This is a genomic window from Rahnella sp. RFA10(1/100), assembly GCF_004195115.1.
GTDB lineage: Bacteria > Pseudomonadota > Gammaproteobacteria > Enterobacterales > Enterobacteriaceae > Rahnella > Rahnella perminowiae.
In genome coordinates this window covers 1-17,638 of record NZ_SEWR01000011.1, presented here as the reverse complement: position 1 = coordinate 17,638, position 17,638 = coordinate 1, and the positions used below count along the sequence as shown (strand labels likewise).

The following is a 17,638-nucleotide window of genomic DNA, read 5'->3' as shown; positions in this document are numbered from 1 at the left end:
TACATCCTTTAGGAAAAATATTTCGGTACCGTCTGGTTATCTTCCACCCATACAGCCTCAATGCCAACCGTCCGGGCGGCTTCGATATTTTCAGCAACATCATCAAAGAACACAGCCTGATCGGCGGAGAACCCTTCTTTCTCCAGAACGTGCCGGAAAATTTCAGGCTCAGGTTTGCGCATACCCAGATTTTGCGAGAGGTACATCGCATCAGTATTCGCTTCGATTTCAGGATAATGATGTGGCCAGAAATCCAGATGCAAGCGGTTGGTATTAGAAAGCACGACAACGCGATGACCTTCTTTGCGCAGCTTCTGGAATAACGTGATAACGTCAGGACGGAGGTCAACGAAAACGGCATGCCAGCCCGCACTGAACTGCTCGAAGCTGAGCGCAATGCCCATTTCATTGCACAGATCGGCAGCAAACTGCTCGTCGCTGATTTCACCCCGCTCGTGCTTCTGGAACACCTCTCCCATTTTGAACCGCTCGGTCAGCGTGGCCAGCGGCGTTCCGCTGAGATGGCTCCACACGCCAAGGACACGTTTGAAATCAATATCAATAATGACGTTTCCCATATCAAAAATGTACAGCATTGCACGCTCCTGATTTCAAAGATGACTTTTAACTTTAGCGGTAAAACATACAGCTGAACAGTGACAGAGTTGCGGTGTTTATCTCTGCGTTAGAAAAATGCCAAAAAAAAACAGGGTTCCCGAGGGCACCCTGTTTCTGTGTAACGACAAGCGTTAAAGAAGATTAACCTTCTTTAGGACCACGCATTGCACGTTTACGATCATTCTCGGTCAGGTGACGTTTACGGATACGCACAGACAGAGGAGTCACTTCGACCAGTTCGTCATCATCAATGAATTCCAGAGCTTGCTCCAGAGACATTTTGATAGCAGGAACCAATGTCGTTGCTTCGTCAGTACCGGACGCACGCATGTTGGTCAGTTTCTTACCGGTCAGGCAGTTGACAGTCAGGTCGTTAGAACGTGAGTGAATACCGATGATCTGGCCTTCATACACTTCTGCACCATGACCCAGGAACAACTTGCCGCGATCTTGCAGACCGAACAGAGCAAACGCAACCGCTTTACCCTGACCGTTAGAGATCAGCACGCCATTCTGACGCTGGCCGATTTCGCCCGGACGAACGTCATCGTAATGACTGAACGTGGAGTACAGCAGACCGGTACCTGAAGTCATGGTCATGAATTCAGTACGGAAGCCGATCAGGCCGCGTGCAGGGATCAGGTAATCAAGACGGATACGCCCTTTACCGTCAGGGATCATGTCCTTGACATCGCCTTTACGCTCCCCCATGGCCTGCATCACAGAACCCTGGTGCTGCTCTTCGATATCCAGTGTCACGTTTTCGAATGGCTCTTGCATGCGGCCATCGATTTTACGGTTGATAACTTTAGGACGGGAAACCGCCAGCTCGAAACCTTCACGACGCATGTTTTCGATCAGAACCGACAGGTGAAGTTCACCACGGCCTGAAACGCGGAATGCATCAGCATCTTCAGTTTCTTCAACACGCAATGCAACGTTGTGCACCAGTTCTTTGTTCAGACGGTCAAGGATCTGACGTGAAGTCACATACTTACCTTCTTTACCACAGAACGGAGAGGTGTTTACGTTGAAGTACATGGTTACGGTTGGTTCATCAACGCTCAGCGCTGGCAGAGCTTCAACATTCGCCGGGTCACAGATAGTGTCGGAGATGTTCAGTTCGCCCAGGCCGGTGATTGCGATGATATCGCCCGCTTCAGCAACGGTTGCTTCGATACGCTCAAGACCCATATGGGTCAGAACTTTACCCACTTTACCGTTACGGGTTTTGCCTTCGCTGTCGATGACAGTGATTTGTTGGTTAGGCTTAACAGTACCGCGTTTGATACGGCCGATGCCGATGACGCCAACATAGTTGTTGTAGTCCAGCTGAGAGATTTGCATCTGGAATGGTGCATCCATCTCAACTTGTGGTGGAGATACGTGGTCAACGATCGCCTGGTACAGCGGGGTCATGTCTTCGGCCATATCGTTATGGTCGTTACCCGCGATACCCATCAGTGCAGATGCATAGATGATTGGGAAATCGAGTTGTTCGTCGGTTGCGTCCAGGTTGACGAACAGGTCGAAGACCTGATCAACAACCCAGTCAGGACGCGCGCCAGGGCGGTCAACTTTGTTGATTACCACGATCGGTTTCAGACCATTAGCGAAGGCTTTTTTGGTCACGAAACGGGTTTGCGGCATTGGGCCATCCATTGCATCCACAACCAGCAGCACCGAGTCAACCATTGACATCACACGCTCAACCTCACCGCCGAAGTCGGCGTGTCCTGGGGTATCCACGATGTTGATGCGGTAGTCTTTCCAATTAATGGCGGTGTTTTTTGCGAGGATGGTAATCCCACGCTCTTTCTCCAAATCGTTGGAGTCCATTACGCGTTCGGTAGCTTCTGCACGTTCTCCGAAAGTACCGGATTGTTGCAGCAGCTTGTCGACCAGGGTGGTTTTACCATGGTCAACGTGGGCAATAATGGCGATGTTACGCAAATTTTCGATCACAGCTTTGCCTCAGGCATTAGAAATAGCGCGCTATTGTACACGTATTAAGCGAGGTTCTAAACAAGATCACAAGGATCTTGTTGAAACAACTTATGGATGGTTACTTTGTGATCCCTTTCACGGTGCAAAAAGACCACTGAACCATTATGACGCACCCTTTTGGTGCCTTGCCTCTCGCAATCAGCACCATTTTAGTGCATGAATTCCGTTATGGTGCATACTTATCGAGTGCAAAAGCCCTGTAAAATGGCGTTGTTTGCATTTTCTCAAAGTTGGCACAGTTTTCGCTAATAGTTTTTAGAGTAAAAGTTTTTTAGGGTAAAAAATTTTTTACAGGGTGAAGGACCTGACCAGACAAATAATAGCGCTGTTCAGCCTACACGCCAGTTCCAGTAAGGCTGTTATTTCCAACTAAAGACCAAAAATGGTTATTCGTTCCACGACGATAATGAGAAATTCGGGAGAACTAGTATGTCCGCTGAACACGTTTTGACGATGCTGAATGAGCATGAAGTGAAATTCGTAGATTTACGTTTCACTGATACCAAAGGCAAAGAGCAGCACGTCACCATTCCTGCGCACCAGGTTAGCGCTGACTTCTTCGAAGAAGGCAAAATGTTTGATGGCTCTTCAATCGGTGGCTGGAAAGGCATTAACGAATCTGACATGGTTCTGATGCCAGATGCGAGCACTGCTGTTCTTGACCCATTCTACGAAGAAACTACCCTGATCATTCGTTGCGATATCCTTGAGCCAACCACGCTGCAAGGTTATGACCGCGACCCACGCTCTACCGCAAAACGTGCAGAAGATTTCCTGCGCTCTTCCGGTATCGCGGACACCGTACTGTTCGGGCCAGAACCAGAATTCTTCCTGTTTGATGATGTGCGCTTTGGCAGCAGCATCTCCGGTTCTCACGTCGCTATCGATGATATCGAAGGCGCATGGAACTCAAGCACCAAATACGAAGGCGGCAACAAAGGCCACCGCCCTGCAGTAAAAGGCGGTTACTTCCCGGTTCCTCCGGTCGACTCTTCTCAGGATCTGCGTTCTACCATGTGTCTGACCATGGAAGAAATGGGTCTGGTTGTTGAAGCTCACCACCATGAAGTCGCCACCGCGGGTCAGAACGAAGTGGCAACCCGCTTCAATACCCTGACCAAAAAAGCCGACGAAATCCAAATCTACAAATACGTGGTGCACAATGTGGCTCACGCGTTTGGCAAAACGGCGACCTTCATGCCAAAACCAATGTTTGGCGATAACGGTTCCGGTATGCACTGCCACATGTCCCTGTCGAAGAACGGTAACAACCTGTTCTCTGGCGACAAATACGGCGGCCTGTCTGAAATGGCACTGTTCTACATCGGCGGTATCATCAAGCACGCTAAAGCGATCAACGCCTACGCTAACCCGACCACTAACTCTTACAAACGTTTGGTCCCGGGCTATGAAGCGCCAGTAATGCTGGCTTACTCTGCGCGTAACCGTTCTGCATCCATCCGTATTCCACACGTATCAACGCCTAAAGCAATGCGTATCGAAGCACGCTTCCCTGATCCAGCGGCTAACCCATACCTGGCGTTTGCTGCACTGATGATGGCTGGCCTGGACGGTATCATCAACAAGATCCACCCTGGTGATGCGATGGACAAAAACCTGTATGACCTGCCACCGGAAGAAGAAGCAGAAATTCCAAAAGTTGCAGGTTCACTGGAAGAAGCCCTCAATGCATTGAACGATGACCGCGAGTTCCTGACCCGTGGCGGCGTGTTCACAGATGATGCTATCGATGCTTACATCGGTCTGCGTAAAGAAGAAATGGACCGCGTGCGTATGACTCCGCATCCGGTTGAGTTCGAACTGTACTACAGCGTCTAATTTCCGAATGAGACCCTGAACTCAGTGCCCGTCTTATAGCAGGCACTGAGTGTAATACCCGACTGAAGGCTGTGTTAATAACCCCTTCAGCGTCAAAATTAAGTCAGACGATTTATATTTGTTGCCGTGGAAACTTTCAGCCCATCTCCGGATGGGCTTTTTTCTCCACACTCTTTCCTGCTTAACCCCTCTGGCCCGTGATTTCGCCGGGTAACGAGATAAAATGCACCAATCAGGTGCGGGAGACTGCGGTATGGCAACTGGCAAGCTGCCCGATGCTGGGCAGATCCTGAATTCACTTATCAACAGCGTTCTGCTGTTAGACGACGAATTGGCTGTGCATTATGCCAATCCGGCCGCTCAGCAGTTACTGGCGCAAAGTTCACGAAAGCTTTTTGGCACTCCTTTGCCAGAACTGGTGGGATATTTTTCGCTGAACATCGAATTAATGCGTGAAAGTCTGACAGCCGGACAGGGCTTTACAGACAGTGAAGTGACACTGGTCGTGGATGGCAGGGCACATGTGTTGTCACTGACTGCTCAGATGCTGCCGGAAGGTTTTATTCTGGTAGAACTGGCACCGATGGATAATCAACGCCGTCTGAGCCAGGAACAATTACAGCACGCTCAACAAGTTGCCGCGCGTGATTTGATCCGCGGTCTGGCACATGAAATTAAAAATCCGCTTGGCGGTCTGCGTGGTGCAGCGCAACTTTTATCCAGGGCACTGCCTGATCCGGCCTTGCTGGAATACACCAAAGTCATTATTGAGCAGGCTGACCGTCTGCGTAATCTGGTCGACAGATTGCTGGGTCCGCAACGTCCGAGTCAGCATGTGACACAAAGTATTCATCAGGTTGCGGAACGTGTTTGCCAACTGGTGTCGATGGAAAAGCCAGATAACGTTCAACTGGTGCGGGACTATGACCCGAGCCTGCCGGAACTGGCGCATGACCCTGATCAGATAGAACAAATTTTATTGAATATTACCCGTAACGCCTTGCAGGCGCTGGGGGAGGAAGGCGGCACAATTACATTGCGCACACGTACTGCTTTCCAGATTACGTTACACGGCGTGCGTTATCGCCTGGTGGCCCGTATCGATATCGAAGATGACGGCCCCGGCGTACCGGCGCATTTGCAGGACACCCTTTTTTACCCCATGGTCAGTGGCCGCGAAGGAGGCACCGGTTTGGGCCTGTCCATCGCGCGCAGTTTGATTGATCAGCATTCGGGTAAAGTTGAATTTAACAGTTGGCCAGGACATACCGAATTCTCGGTATTCCTGCCTATTCGCCAGTGAGGTTCTTATGCAACGAGGGATAGTCTGGATCGTCGATGACGATAGCTCCATCCGCTGGGTACTTGAACGTGCGCTCACTGGAGCCGGTTTAACCTGCACGACGTTTGACAGCGGCAATGAAGTGCTTGATGCCATTGCGACTCAAACCCCTGACGTTTTGTTATCCGATATCCGGATGCCGGGAATGGACGGTTTAGCGCTGTTAAAGCAGATTAAACAACGTCATCCGATGCTTCCGGTCATCATAATGACAGCGCACTCCGATCTGGATGCTGCGGTCAGCGCCTATCAGCAAGGTGCATTTGATTATCTGCCAAAACCGTTCGACATTGACGAAGCCGTGGCACTGGTTGAGCGTGCCATCAGTCATTATCAGGAACAGCAGCAACCGGCACGCAGCCAGCCGGCAAGTGGCCCGACCGCAGATATTATCGGCGAAGCGCCGGCGATGCAGGACGTATTCCGCATTATCGGCCGTTTGTCCCGTTCTTCAATCAGCGTGCTGATCAACGGAGAATCCGGCACCGGTAAAGAACTGGTCGCGCATGCCTTACATCGCCACAGCCCGCGCGCTAAGGCGCCCTTTATCGCACTGAATATGGCAGCCATCCCGAAAGACCTGATCGAGTCCGAATTATTCGGGCACGAGAAAGGGGCATTTACCGGCGCCAACACTATCCGTCAGGGACGTTTTGAACAAGCCGATAACGGCACGCTCTTTCTTGATGAAATCGGTGATATGCCACTCGATGTGCAAACCCGTCTTCTGCGCGTGCTGGCAGATGGTCAGTTTTATCGTGTGGGCGGTTATGCGCCAGTAAAAGTGGACGTGCGCATCATCGCCGCAACTCACCAGAATCTGGAATTACGGGTTCAGGAAGGAAAATTCCGCGAGGATTTATTCCACCGCCTGAACGTTATCCGTGTCCATTTGCCGCCACTGCGTGAACGCCGTGAAGATATTCCGCGTCTGGCGCGTTACTTCCTGCAGGTAGCGGCCAAAGAGCTGGGTGTGGAAGCGAAAAATCTGCATCCGGAAACGGAAACGGCACTGACGCGATTGCCATGGCAGGGCAACGTGCGCCAGTTGGAAAATACCTGCCGCTGGCTCACCGTCATGGCAGCCGGTCAGGAAGTCCTGATCCAGGATTTACCCAGCGAACTGTTTGAGACCTCGGCGCCGGAAACCGGTGGTCAGAGTCTGCCGGACAGCTGGGCGACGTTGCTGGCACAGTGGGCCGACCGCGCACTGCGTTCCGGTCATCAAAACCTGCTGTCAGAAGCGCAACCTGAAATGGAACGTACGTTACTGACCACGGCGCTGCGCCATACGCAGGGGCATAAACAGGAAGCGGCACGGTTGCTGGGCTGGGGGCGAAATACCCTGACCCGCAAACTGAAAGAACTGGGCATGGAATAAAAGTCCCTGCACCAGACAGCAAAACAGCCGCTCATGCGGCTGTTTTGCTTTACTGCGAATAGATTTTTGCAGCGCAGGCAGTCAGATAACGCGGGAGAATTGTTGCTGGCGCACCTGACGGCGCAGATAAATATCAAAGCACATGCAGATATTACGGATCAGCAAACGCCCGCGTGGCGTCACCAGAATATGCGTATCACTCACCTCAACCAGCCCGTCTTCTGCCAGCGGCTTCAGCAGTGCCAGGTCATCAGCAAAATAGTCGGTGAAGCGGATATCATAACGCTGTGCAATATCGCCGAAATTCAGCTCAAAATGGCAGATTAGCGATTTAATAACGTCACGACGCAGGCAGTCATCGCTGGTCATTTCCAGACCGCGCCATAACGCATGCCCCTGCTCTTCCACCCGGGCGTAATAGGTTTTGAGATCTTTTTCATTCTGCGCATAGGTGTCGCCGAGCATGCTGATAGCAGAAACGCCCATTCCGAGCAAATCGCTGTCGCCCTGTGTAGTGTAGCCCTGGAAATTACGGTGCAATTTACCTTCGCGCTGGGCAATAGCCAGCTCATCATCAGGGCGGGCAAAGTGATCCATACCGATAAAGCGGTAACCGGAACCGGTCAGCGAAGCGATGGTTTCCTGCAGAATTTTCAGTTTCTCTTCTGCGCCTGGTAAATCGGCATCTTTGATTTTGCGCTGAGCGGCGAACAGTTTTGGCATATGCGCATAGTTAAACACACTCAGGCGATCGGGGTTCAGCTCTGCCACGCGTTGCAACGTGTAGGCAAAACTTTCTGCCGTCTGCTTCGGCAGGCCGTAAATCAGATCGATATTGGTCGAACTGAAACCCAGCATACGGGCGCGTTCAATCAGGGCAAAGATGAAATCTTCGTCCTGCTCACGGTTAACCAGACGTTGCACTTCTTTGTTGAAATCCTGCACGCCCATGCTCAGGCGATTAAAGCCTTCGCGACGCAAATGGTCGAGCACATCCAGCTCGATTTCGCGCGGATCCACTTCCAGCGACATTTCTGCGTCGGACAGGATATTAAATTGTGCCCGCAGAAGGCCCATCAAACGGCTTATCTGGGCTTTACTGAGGTAAGTCGGTGTACCACCGCCCCAGTGCAGCTGACTCACCTGACGGCCCTTAAAGAACGGCGCACGGTGACTTATCTCTTTTTCCAGCACGTTGAGATATTCTTCGGCTTTATGCTGCTGACGGGTCACCAGTTTATTGCAGCCGCAAAAGTAGCAGAGCTTATGGCAGAAAGGAATGTGCACGTACAATGAGAGAGGACGTGCCGGATAACGGGCGGCCGCCTTTTCGAAAGCGGTATTATCGTAGCTTTCACTGAACTCAAGCGCTGTTGGATAGGATGTGTATCGCGGACCCGAATAATTGTATTTCTGGATCAGCGCTAAATCCCAGACGGTAGTCTGTTCTGACATGGGTGACTTACTCCTTCCGGCGTCGGATGCTGCCGGTTCGCCTTACAGGCAGGCTTTTGGCCTGCCGTGCAAAGGTCGCTCTGCGCAAACGTGCTCTGGTTTTCGATAACCGGCGTAGTTTACCGAATAACCAAAGCAGATAACATGCAAAGAGTAAGGCTATTGCCGGGATAACCCAGCGCATAGCTTAGAAACCGTCTTTTGGGTTTCCGCGCTTAAGCAGCTGCATCATGTCTTCGTTCTTCACGGCTTCTTCGTCATCTTCATCTTCGCCGAGTTCAATGCCGAGGATTTCCATCAGAACATCAATGCGATCCAGAGTCTGGTCAACATAAGCCTGATCTTCTGCGTTTAATGCTTTGCCATCGTCGATGAGATCCAGCAAAGAATCCAGACGCTCATCGTTTTCAAGTAACGTCAGTTCTTCTTCCGGTGTCATTTTAGGTTTTGCATCTTGCTTCGGCTGTGCAGCTTTTTTGGCTTTCGCCGCATTGTTCGTGACGGTTTCAACGATCAATGGCACGGCTTTTTTGCTGCCGATACGCGGATCGGCTTTTTTCGCCCCCGCGCCGCTTTGGTTCTGAGCGGCATCAGGGTTAGCGCGTGAGCCTGCTTTATGGCCGCGGCGCTTGTTGTCACGCTTGCGTTCGCGCGCTTCGATATCAAGCTCGACACGACTTTTCTTCTTCGTTTTAGCTGTCGCGGTATTGGCGCGCGGTGCTTTCGCTGGCTGTTTCATGGCATCTGCTCTTAGGTGTGTACATTTAGTATAGATTTGCGGCGGAATCTAGCAGAAAGCGGACAAAGAAAAAAGGCAGCAAGGTAACCTTGCTGCCTTTTTCTTTCCTTCTTCAGAAGGATATTCATCAAACACTTTCCCTGTATAGCCTCAACGTCCCGGTTTTTCCTTTGCCTTTCAGAGCCTCCGGCTCCGTTCATCCTTAAATCGCGATGCATTTCCAGTGATCCGTGAATGCAATTTTCGTCCATGTTTCCATTCTTGCCTTCATCGCGTAAGAATCACTTTACCCGACTGACACAAAGGCTCAAGATACCCACCAGCCGCGTTGAGCGTTCAAAGAACACATTAATTTTATCTTATTGAAATATATAAAAATTAAAAAACAAGGCGAGAAAACAAGCGAAATAACCCGCATCATGAATAGCAAATGTCTTACATCATGAAGGCAATTTTCCCCCGCCTTCATCTCTGTGGTCCCTTCGCCTCATCATTCGGATTTTAAAAACACGAACACATCCCGGCGCAGTTGCAGTTATAATCGCCAGCCAGATACTCATGCCTCACGGAGACGCACGTTTTGACCAGCCAAATTTACAACTATCATATGACCCATTTCGTCATGAGTGCCCCGGATATCCGGCATTTGCCATCTGACGCAGGCATTGAAGTCGCATTTGCTGGTCGTTCAAACGCCGGCAAATCCAGTGCGCTGAATACCCTGACTCAGCAGAAAAGCCTCGCACGTACCAGTAAAACACCGGGACGTACCCAGCTTATCAATCTCTTTGAAGTGAAACCGGGCATTCGTCTGGTCGACTTACCGGGCTATGGCTACGCAGAAGTCCCGGAAGAAATGAAGCGTAAATGGCAGCGTGCTCTGGGCGAATATCTGCAAATGCGTAACTCCCTGAAAGGTCTGGTTGTGCTGATGGATATCCGCCACCCGCTTAAAGATCTCGATCACCAAATGATTCAGTGGGCTGTTGACGTAGGTACGCCGGTCATGTTGCTGCTCACTAAAGCAGACAAACTGGCTTCAGGCGCACGTCAGGCGCAGATCAAAATGGTTCGTGAAGCGGTGAAAGAATTCATGGGCGATATTCAGGTGGAAGCATTCTCGTCACCAAAGAAAATGGGCGTGGATAAACTGAGTGACAAACTGAACACCTGGTTCAGCGAAATCCCACCGGAAGTGCTGGATGAAGAGGTTTCTGACGAAGGCGAATAACAACGCTCCCGTAACGGGGAAATGTCAGTAATGTACAGAAAGGGGTGACCGCAAGGTTACCTTTTTTTATGGGAGTAACACGGTGAAAATCCCATAAAAAACGCCCCAGACATAAAATGCCTGGGGCGGCTAAAATATTCAGCCAAATCCGATTACGTGAAGTAAAAGGTCTGAAAGATAGAACATCTTACCTCTGTACCCTACAAGAGAAACTTTACCCTATTTTCTGACGGGGAAAAAGAACTTTTTGTAGTTTACTTACACAAAAATCGCGGATTATGCGATCACTCTCATGGTATGAGCACATAATTGTGTAGCTTAATTACAAAAAAAGCTTAATAACTATTCACTTAGTGTGCCTGATCCCAGTTGTCGCCCGTGCCCACATCCACTTTCAACGGAACGGCCAGCGTCATGCTTGCTTCCATCAGATTGCGGATTTTTTCGCTTGCCGCTTCGACATCATCTTTATGCACTTCAAACACCAGTTCATCGTGTACCTGCATGATAATGCGGGCACGCGGCGCGTCAGGTCGTTGCAGCCAGTCAGCGACGCTGATCATGGCGCGCTTGATAATGTCAGCAGCTGTACCTTGCATCGGGGCGTTGATGGCTGCACGCTCGGCACCTTTGCGGCGCATGGCATTACTGGATTTGATGTCCGGCAGATACAGACGGCGTCCATCCAGCGTTTCAACATAGCCCTGTTCAGAAGCCTGAGCACGGGTACGTTCCATGTATTCCAGCACGCCAGGATAGCGCTCAAAATACAAATCCATATAACGCTGGGATTCTTTACGCGCGATATTCAGCTGGCGTGATAAACCAAAGGCGCTCATGCCATAAATCAGACCAAAGTTAATCGCCTTCGCACTGCGGCGCTGTTCGCCAGTCACGCTGTCCAGCGGCGTGCCAAAGACCTCCGCTGCCGTTGCGCGGTGGATATCTTTACCCTCGGCAAATGCTTTCAGCAGACCTTCATCTTTCGATAAATGCGCCATGATGCGCAGTTCAATCTGTGAGTAGTCGGCTGCCAGAATGATGTAGTCTTTTGGCGCGATAAAAGCCTGACGGATACGCCGCCCTTCATCATTACGCACCGGAATGTTTTGCAGGTTTGGATCACTGGAAGACAGACGCCCCGTTGCCGTGACTGCCTGATGATAAGACGTATGCACACGCCCGGACTGCGGATTGATCATCAAGGGCAGTTTATCGGTATACGTCGATTTCAGTTTCGCCAGCCCACGGTATTCAAGAATCACTTTTGGCAGCGGATAATCCAAAGCCAGCTCAGCCAGAACTTCTTCATTGGTTGACGGGGCGCCACCCGGTGTTTTCTTGAGGATCGGCAATTTCTGTTTTTCATACAGAATGGCCTGTAACTGTTTGGTCGAAGACAGGTTAAAAGGCTCTTCAGCCAGTTCATGCGCTTTGTTTTCGAGTTCATTCAGACGAATAGCCAGTTCTTTCGAATGGGCTGCGAGAATATTCTGATCAATCAGAACACCGGTGCGTTCGATATGAGACAACACAGGCACCAAAGGCATTTCGATGTCCGTGAATACTGCCTTCAGGGATTCACTTTGTGCAATCCGTGGCCAAAGTGACTGATGCAACTGCAACGTAACATCAGCATCTTCCGCCGCATACGGTGCCGCTTGTTCAAGCGCAATTTGGTTGAAGGTCAGCTGATTTTTACCTTTACCCGCGATCTCTTCAAAGCTGACGGTTTTATGGCCAAGATAACGATCGGCCAGGCTGTCCATATCATGACGGCCAGATACGCTGTCGAGTACATAGGACTCAAGCATGGTATCGAAGGCAATGCCTTTCAATTCGATGTCATAACGCAGTAACACACCGCGGTCGAACTTCAGGTTCTGACCGACTTTCAGCTGCTTTTCATCTTCAAGCAAAGGCTTCAGTTGTTTCAGCACCTCATCGCGATCCAGCTGCGCCGGCGCATCCAGATAATCATGTGCAACAGGCAAATACGCCGCTTTACCCGCTTCGGTGGCGAATGATAAGCCGATGAGGTTGGCAGTCAGCGTATCCAGGCCATCAGTTTCTGTATCGAATGCAAACACATCCGATGCTTTCAGATAACCGATCCATTCATCAAGTGTCTTTTGATCCAAAATGGTGACGTAACCGTCCTGAGAAAGCTGGTTAGGTTCAACAGGCGCAGTGGTGGCAACTTCCTGAGTGGCAGCGCCTTTCTTCGCTGCTGCCTTACCCGTAGATTTTTTACCGCTTAGCCAGGTCCCGGATTCAACATCGGCCAGCCAGCGTTTGAATTCATAGCGACCAAATAACTGATGAAGTTCAGCCGCGTTCGGTTCTGAGACTGTCAGCTCTGCACAGGTCAAGTCCAGCTTAACATCTGTCTTAATGGTCGCCAGTTGGTAAGATAAATAAGCGACGTCTTTATTCTCAGCAAGTTTAGCCGCCATGGTTTTAGAGCCACGAAAACTGAGTGTCGACACCTTATCCAGATCAGCATACAAAGCATCAAGGCCACCAATGCCCTGTAAGAGAGCCTGCGCCGTTTTCTCACCTACACCCGGCACGCCTGGTATGTTATCCGAGGAATCGCCCATCAAAGCCAGAAAATCAATGATCAGTGAAGGTGGAACGCCATATTTATCGACAACTTCATCTGGCCCAAGAATCGTATTGTTCATGGTATTAATTAAAGTCACGCCCGGGGTCACGAGCTGCGCCATGTCTTTATCACCGGTACTGATCAGCACCGCATGCCCCGCCTGTTCTGCTTCAAGAGCCAGCGTGCCGATCACGTCGTCAGCTTCTACACCAGAAACCACCAGCAAAGGCAGCCCCATAGCTTTGACCATTTGATGAAGAGGCTCAATTTGAGAGCGCAGGTCGTCTGGCATCGGGGGACGGTGAGATTTATATTGTTCAAAAAGTTCATCACGGAAGGTTTTGCCTTTCGCGTCAAAAACCACAGCAACATGGCTTGGTGTGTATTGCAGCAGTAAACTGCGCAACATGTTGAGCACACCGTACATCGCACCGGTCGGTTCCCCAGCAGAGTTGGTCAGCGGAGGGAACGCATGATAAGCGCGATAAAGGTAAGACGAACCGTCTACCAGGATTAAGGGGTTTTCTGCTATCTGGGCCATAACTCTTCTTTATTCGTGATCAGACATACACTAAGGATGCCATAGCCAGCGGGAAAGACGAACCTTGAGAGGGAAATTCATTGCGAAGTTGCGAGGGATCTCGAAGGATCATCCTGTGGATAACTTTGTGAATAGTTTTTATAGCAAATTACTATCTGATCATATTCTGAAAATACTCCAGAATTTTAATTACTGGTTTCATGAGCTTATCGGTATTTTTTATGAAATAACGTTGTAATAGAAGCTTAATAGCTATTGTGGATAGTAATATTTAGAAGAAACATTCCAGGGATAAATTATTTAGATTTCCAGAAGTAAGCACTTTGGCTGTTATTTTTCCCTGACAATATAACGCCAGCCCGAAGGCTGGCGCTAAGCTCAGGAATAGTTATTTTTTAGTCGCTAAGAAATTGATCACATCAGAATATTGTTTCACGTACATATCCTGTGAGCTGGTATCAAGCCCGTCATTTTTAACCATATATTTGCCGTTCACAAATACAGAAGGAACGCCTTGCAGACCCAAATCAGCGGCTGCTTTTTCCTGCTGAACAACCAGTGATTTCACGACGAAGCTGTTAAGTGCAGCATCATAATCCTCGCCCTTCACGCCAGCCTGAATAAAGACTTTACGGATATCATCAGCATTTTGTACAGACTGTTGTTTTTGTACGGCATCAAACATCAACGGGCTAACTTTATCTTCAACACCCAGAGCAATAGCCACAGCCCACGCCTGTGTTAGTTGTTTACCTAACGGGCCAAGGAACTCAACGTGGTATTTAGTGTATTTTACATCTTTCGGCAGGTTCTTACGGATGCTGTCAGACACATGCCAGACTTGTTCAAACTGATAGCAGTGCGGGCAATAAAATGAGAAGAACTCAAGTACCTGTGGCTCATTAGCTACGGTTTTATCGAGAGTAACATATTGCGCGCCATCAGAAAATTGCGCAGCAGATACACTGAAGGCCATAACCATACCAACCAGTGCCAGGAATATCTTTTTCATAGAAAGCCTATCTCCATTTAATTAAATTTTGAACGTTAATCGTGACTCAATACATTGGCATCAGCCGTAAAGGAGGTGCCTGCAATTTCTTAATTTGCTCAATAAAAGCCGCTATCTGACCTCGCCAAAAATCTTCGTCCTGCATCCAGGGGAAGCTCTTAGGAAATGCAGGATCATCCCAACGACGGGCAACCCAGGCCAGATAATAAACCATGCGCATAGCACGTAGCGGTTCAATCAAAGACAGTTCACTGGTATCAAGATCAGCGAACTCGCCATAAGCTTCCAGCAAAGTATCTAACTGGAGCCTTTGCTCACTTTCATCACCATGTAACAACATCCAGAGATCCTGAATTGCCGGGCCATTACGGGCATCATCCATATCCACAAACAGCGGGCCATCTCGCCAGAGAATATTCCCGGGGTGGCAGTCCCCATGCAAGCGCAAAGGCTGCCAGTCGGTATGCCAGAATTCCCGGGTCGTGGTGATCAATTTATCTGTCACAGATAAAAAAGGCTCTCGCAGGCTTTTGGGGATCAGAGGACATTGCGCGAGGACATCACGTGGTCGGGAAAGATATTCATCGAGGCCAACTGTCGGACGAGCAATGAAGAGACTTTCACTGCCAACCTGATGAATACGGCCAAGAAAACGCCCTACCCATTCGAGTTGGTCAAGATTATCAATTTCATACTGTCGACCACCGACGCTCGGAAATACGGTGAACATATAACCCTGGTAGTGATGAAGCGTATTTTCATTAATAGAAAGAGGGGCTATAGCAGGGATTTCAGCATCGGCCATATCACGGCAAAACTGATGCTCTTCCTGGATTTGTTCTTCACTCCAGCGCTCCGGCCGGTAGAACTTCACCACATAACGTTTTCTGTCTTCTCCCAGAAACTGATAGACACGGTTTTCATAGCTGTTTAAGGCAGTGAGGCCGGACTCAGCAATCAGCCCGACACTTTCTAACGCATCAAGGATAAGATCCGGCGACAATGCCTGAAAATTAAAAGCTGAATTGTTCATAACTTCATTCGGGTTAGCCGCGCAGAATAGTGACAATAGGAAATAGTATCATCTATTTTTCACGGTTCGCATGAAGTTCACATAAGTTTACATCAATCCTTAATCACACCACGGGCACGTAAAATGGCAGTTTTGAAGTCATCCTCATAGTCTTTCTTCAGGCCAGGGATTTCCGTTGTGCTGTCAGTTCCGCGCATTTTCAGATGATAAATTAGTGTGTCATCACTGAGTTCGCCTAATGGGCCCTGATAACCACATTCTGTCGCCAGCTTCTGGATAAACTCCACCAGATTAAGATCGGAATCTTCCTTCCAGGCAGGATGAAGCAGCTCAATCAACTCATTTACGCGATGTTCTTTCATGATGTTCCTTTTCAGCTCAGTTACAAACCCTAAAAATAACAGGGTTATTTCTTGAGGGAAAGCACAAGCTGACGGGGGATCCAGTTAAAACCTGCCTGGCCTCATGGTAAGACGTTACAATAAACGGAATATAGATGTTTTGTGAGTGGACATTATGGATAAGCATGAAATTACCGGCGTTATTTTAGCCGGCGGACGTTCGAGCAGAATGGGACAAGATAAAGGGCTTATTGAAATCCAGGGTAAGCCTTTATTTGAACATATCGCTGAAAGGTTACGCCCGCAGGTCGGTGAGATCCTCATCAGCTGTAACAGGAATATGAAACAGTATGGCCGAAATTTGCGGACAGTCCCTGACAAGATACAGGATTTTTCCGGCCCCCTTGCCGGGATGCTTGCAGCACTATCAGTGAGCAAAACAGAATGGGCACTGTTCGTTCCCTGCGATGTTCCAGACTTCCCGGCAAATCTCACTGAAGCTTTTTTAGCAAACACAGCAGGGCAACAGGCTGTATATGCCTGCGATCCAGAGCGTGAACATCCGACACTTTGCCTGTTAAACCGGAGTCTGATCCCGGCACTGACGGCATATCTTGATAATGGCGACAGGAAGCTCATGATTTTTCTTGATAATATTGGGGCAAAATCAGTATTGTTCGGTGACGCCAACGCCTTTTCCAATCTCAATACGCCTGAAGACGTAGCTCTCTGGAAAACCCGTCACCAGGATCTCTCAAGATGAGAAACACACAAATTCCATTGCTTGGAATCGTCGCTTACAGCGGGACAGGGAAAACTACATTGCTGAAGCAACTCATTCCTTACCTGCGTCAGCAGGGCATAAGAACCGGCCTGATAAAACATACCCATCATGAAGTAGATGTTGATACCCCAGGAAAAGACAGCTTTGAGTTACGGAAAGCTGGTGCAGACCAGACGATGGTTGCCAGTAATAGCCGGTGGGCGTTGATGACTGAAACGCCGGGGCAGGATCAGCTCAATCTTGAATATCTGGCAACGCGTTTTGACTACCATAAACTGGATATGATTCTCGTTGAGGGCTTTAAGCATGAAGAGATCGATAAAATCGTCCTGCACAGGGAAGGAACAGGGAAAGCACTGGAGCAGTTAATTGATAAGCATGTTGTTGCGGTAGCCAGCGATTGTTTTTCAGAGAATATTTCAAAGGCAATTAGCGTCTTGAATATAAATGAGATAGAAGAGATTGGAAAGTTTGTCATCAGATGGCTGGAAAATCAGCAAAAACAGTAGGCACTACTCCTCTTTTATTACTCAAATTCCCCATAGCGAAAAGCCCCGCACTTTCGTACGGGGCTTTTCGCTTATTTGATGCCTGGCAGTTCCCTACTCTCGCATGGGGAGACCCCACACTACCATCGGCGCTACGGCGTTTCACTTCTGAGTTCGGCATGGGGTCAGGTGGGACCACCGCGCTAGTGCCGCCAGGCA

Annotated in this window: 14 protein-coding genes and 1 rRNA gene; 6 read left to right on the top strand and 9 right to left on the bottom strand. The window is 49.4% G+C overall.

Going from position 1 to position 17,638, the window contains the following annotated elements; genetic code table 11:
* Nucleotides 1-8: 8 nt before the first annotated feature.
* Together yihX and typA are read right to left on the bottom strand one after the other, a co-directional pair.
* Nucleotides 9-596 (bottom strand): glucose-1-phosphatase, encoded by a 588-nt coding sequence (yihX, locus tag ETV65_RS22415; RefSeq protein ID WP_129955251.1) that lies wholly within the window; start codon nt 594-596, stop codon nt 9-11.
* A 163-nt stretch (nt 597-759) separates the two neighbouring features.
* Entirely contained in the window at nt 760-2,583 is a 1,824-nt protein-coding gene (gene typA / locus ETV65_RS22410; protein WP_129955250.1) for a ribosome-dependent GTPase TypA, read from the bottom strand.
* A gap of 471 nt (nt 2,584-3,054) precedes the next feature.
* Here typA and glnA point away from each other — a divergent pair, with 471 nt between their 5' ends.
* The 3 genes from glnA to glnG all read left to right on the top strand — a co-directional run bounded on the left by glnA (nt 3,055) and on the right by glnG (nt 7,187).
* Nucleotides 3,055-4,464 carry a glutamate--ammonia ligase gene (glnA, locus tag ETV65_RS22405; RefSeq protein WP_129955249.1) on the top strand — a complete coding sequence of 470 codons (1,410 nt, stop codon included), beginning with the start codon at nt 3,055-3,057 and terminating at the stop codon, nt 4,462-4,464.
* A gap of 253 nt (nt 4,465-4,717) precedes the next feature.
* Nucleotides 4,718-5,767 carry a nitrogen regulation protein NR(II) gene (gene glnL, locus ETV65_RS22400; protein ID WP_013577653.1) on the top strand — a complete coding sequence of 350 codons (1,050 nt, stop codon included), beginning with the start codon at nt 4,718-4,720 and terminating at the stop codon, nt 5,765-5,767.
* Between the two features lie 7 nt (nt 5,768-5,774).
* A complete protein-coding gene (gene glnG, locus ETV65_RS22395; RefSeq protein ID WP_095924078.1) occupies nt 5,775-7,187 on the top strand; it encodes a nitrogen regulation protein NR(I) in 1,413 nt (470 codons plus the stop codon).
* Between the two features lie 81 nt (nt 7,188-7,268).
* Here the strand turns inward: glnG and hemN are convergent, their stop codons facing one another.
* Both hemN and yihI read right to left on the bottom strand, forming a co-directional pair.
* Nucleotides 7,269-8,642: an oxygen-independent coproporphyrinogen III oxidase gene (gene hemN / locus ETV65_RS22390; protein ID WP_129955248.1), complete on the bottom strand. Its 1,374-nt coding sequence runs from the start codon at nt 8,640-8,642 to the stop codon at nt 7,269-7,271.
* Nucleotides 8,643-8,829: 187 nt separating this feature from the next.
* Entirely contained in the window at nt 8,830-9,381 is a 552-nt protein-coding gene (yihI, locus tag ETV65_RS22380; RefSeq protein ID WP_129955247.1) for a Der GTPase-activating protein YihI, read from the bottom strand.
* 580 nt (nt 9,382-9,961) lie between these two features.
* On the opposite strand from yihI, the gene yihA reads away from it, so the two are divergent.
* Complete coding sequence (gene yihA / locus ETV65_RS22375; RefSeq protein WP_129955246.1) at nt 9,962-10,612, top strand: ribosome biogenesis GTP-binding protein YihA/YsxC; 651 nt, start codon at nt 9,962-9,964, stop codon at nt 10,610-10,612.
* 350 nt (nt 10,613-10,962) lie between these two features.
* Here yihA and polA read toward each other — a convergent pair whose 3' ends face one another.
* From polA to ETV65_RS22355, 4 genes are all read right to left on the bottom strand, one after another.
* Entirely contained in the window at nt 10,963-13,761 is a 2,799-nt protein-coding gene (polA, locus tag ETV65_RS22370) for a DNA polymerase I (protein WP_129955245.1), read from the bottom strand.
* A 388-nt stretch (nt 13,762-14,149) separates the two neighbouring features.
* Nucleotides 14,150-14,773: a thiol:disulfide interchange protein DsbA gene (gene dsbA / locus ETV65_RS22365; protein WP_129955244.1), complete on the bottom strand. Its 624-nt coding sequence runs from the start codon at nt 14,771-14,773 to the stop codon at nt 14,150-14,152.
* A 46-nt stretch (nt 14,774-14,819) separates the two neighbouring features.
* A complete protein-coding gene (locus ETV65_RS22360) occupies nt 14,820-15,806 on the bottom strand; it encodes a serine/threonine protein kinase (protein WP_129955243.1) in 987 nt (328 codons plus the stop codon).
* A gap of 92 nt (nt 15,807-15,898) precedes the next feature.
* Nucleotides 15,899-16,168: a YihD family protein gene (locus tag ETV65_RS22355; protein ID WP_129955242.1), complete on the bottom strand. Its 270-nt coding sequence runs from the start codon at nt 16,166-16,168 to the stop codon at nt 15,899-15,901.
* A gap of 154 nt (nt 16,169-16,322) precedes the next feature.
* On the opposite strand from ETV65_RS22355, the gene mobA reads away from it, so the two are divergent.
* Together mobA and mobB are read left to right on the top strand one after the other, a co-directional pair.
* A complete protein-coding gene (gene mobA / locus ETV65_RS22350) occupies nt 16,323-16,910 on the top strand; it encodes a molybdenum cofactor guanylyltransferase MobA (protein WP_129955241.1) in 588 nt (195 codons plus the stop codon).
* Nucleotides 16,907-17,440 carry a molybdopterin-guanine dinucleotide biosynthesis protein MobB gene (gene mobB, locus ETV65_RS22345; protein WP_129955240.1) on the top strand — a complete coding sequence of 178 codons (534 nt, stop codon included), beginning with the start codon at nt 16,907-16,909 and terminating at the stop codon, nt 17,438-17,440. The genes mobA and mobB overlap by 4 nt, the downstream gene beginning before the upstream one ends.
* A gap of 80 nt (nt 17,441-17,520) precedes the next feature.
* Here the strand turns inward: mobB and rrf are convergent.
* Nucleotides 17,521-17,636, bottom strand: a 5S ribosomal RNA gene (gene rrf, locus ETV65_RS22340).
* Between the last annotated feature and the right edge of the window lie 2 nt (nt 17,637-17,638).

Excerpts from the sequence above, each read along its gene's own strand:
- yihX (WP_129955251.1), bottom strand. The coding sequence starts at position 596 with ATGCTGTACATTTTTGATATGGGAAACGTCATTATTGATATTGATTTC.
- glnA (WP_129955249.1), top strand. The coding sequence starts at position 3,055 with ATGTCCGCTGAACACGTTTTGACGATGCTGAATGAGCATGAAGTGAAA.
- glnL (WP_013577653.1), top strand. The coding sequence starts at position 4,718 with ATGGCAACTGGCAAGCTGCCCGATGCTGGGCAGATCCTGAATTCACTT.
- glnG (WP_095924078.1), top strand. The coding sequence starts at position 5,775 with ATGCAACGAGGGATAGTCTGGATCGTCGATGACGATAGCTCCATCCGC.
- hemN (WP_129955248.1), bottom strand. The coding sequence starts at position 8,642 with ATGTCAGAACAGACTACCGTCTGGGATTTAGCGCTGATCCAGAAATAC.
- yihI (WP_129955247.1), bottom strand. The coding sequence starts at position 9,381 with ATGAAACAGCCAGCGAAAGCACCGCGCGCCAATACCGCGACAGCTAAA.
- polA (WP_129955245.1), bottom strand. The coding sequence starts at position 13,761 with ATGGCCCAGATAGCAGAAAACCCCTTAATCCTGGTAGACGGTTCGTCT.
- dsbA (WP_129955244.1), bottom strand. The coding sequence starts at position 14,773 with ATGAAAAAGATATTCCTGGCACTGGTTGGTATGGTTATGGCCTTCAGT.
- ETV65_RS22360 (WP_129955243.1), bottom strand. The coding sequence starts at position 15,806 with ATGAACAATTCAGCTTTTAATTTTCAGGCATTGTCGCCGGATCTTATC.
- ETV65_RS22355 (WP_129955242.1), bottom strand. The coding sequence starts at position 16,168 with ATGAAAGAACATCGCGTAAATGAGTTGATTGAGCTGCTTCATCCTGCC.
- mobA (WP_129955241.1), top strand. The coding sequence starts at position 16,323 with ATGGATAAGCATGAAATTACCGGCGTTATTTTAGCCGGCGGACGTTCG.
- mobB (WP_129955240.1), top strand. The coding sequence starts at position 16,907 with ATGAGAAACACACAAATTCCATTGCTTGGAATCGTCGCTTACAGCGGG.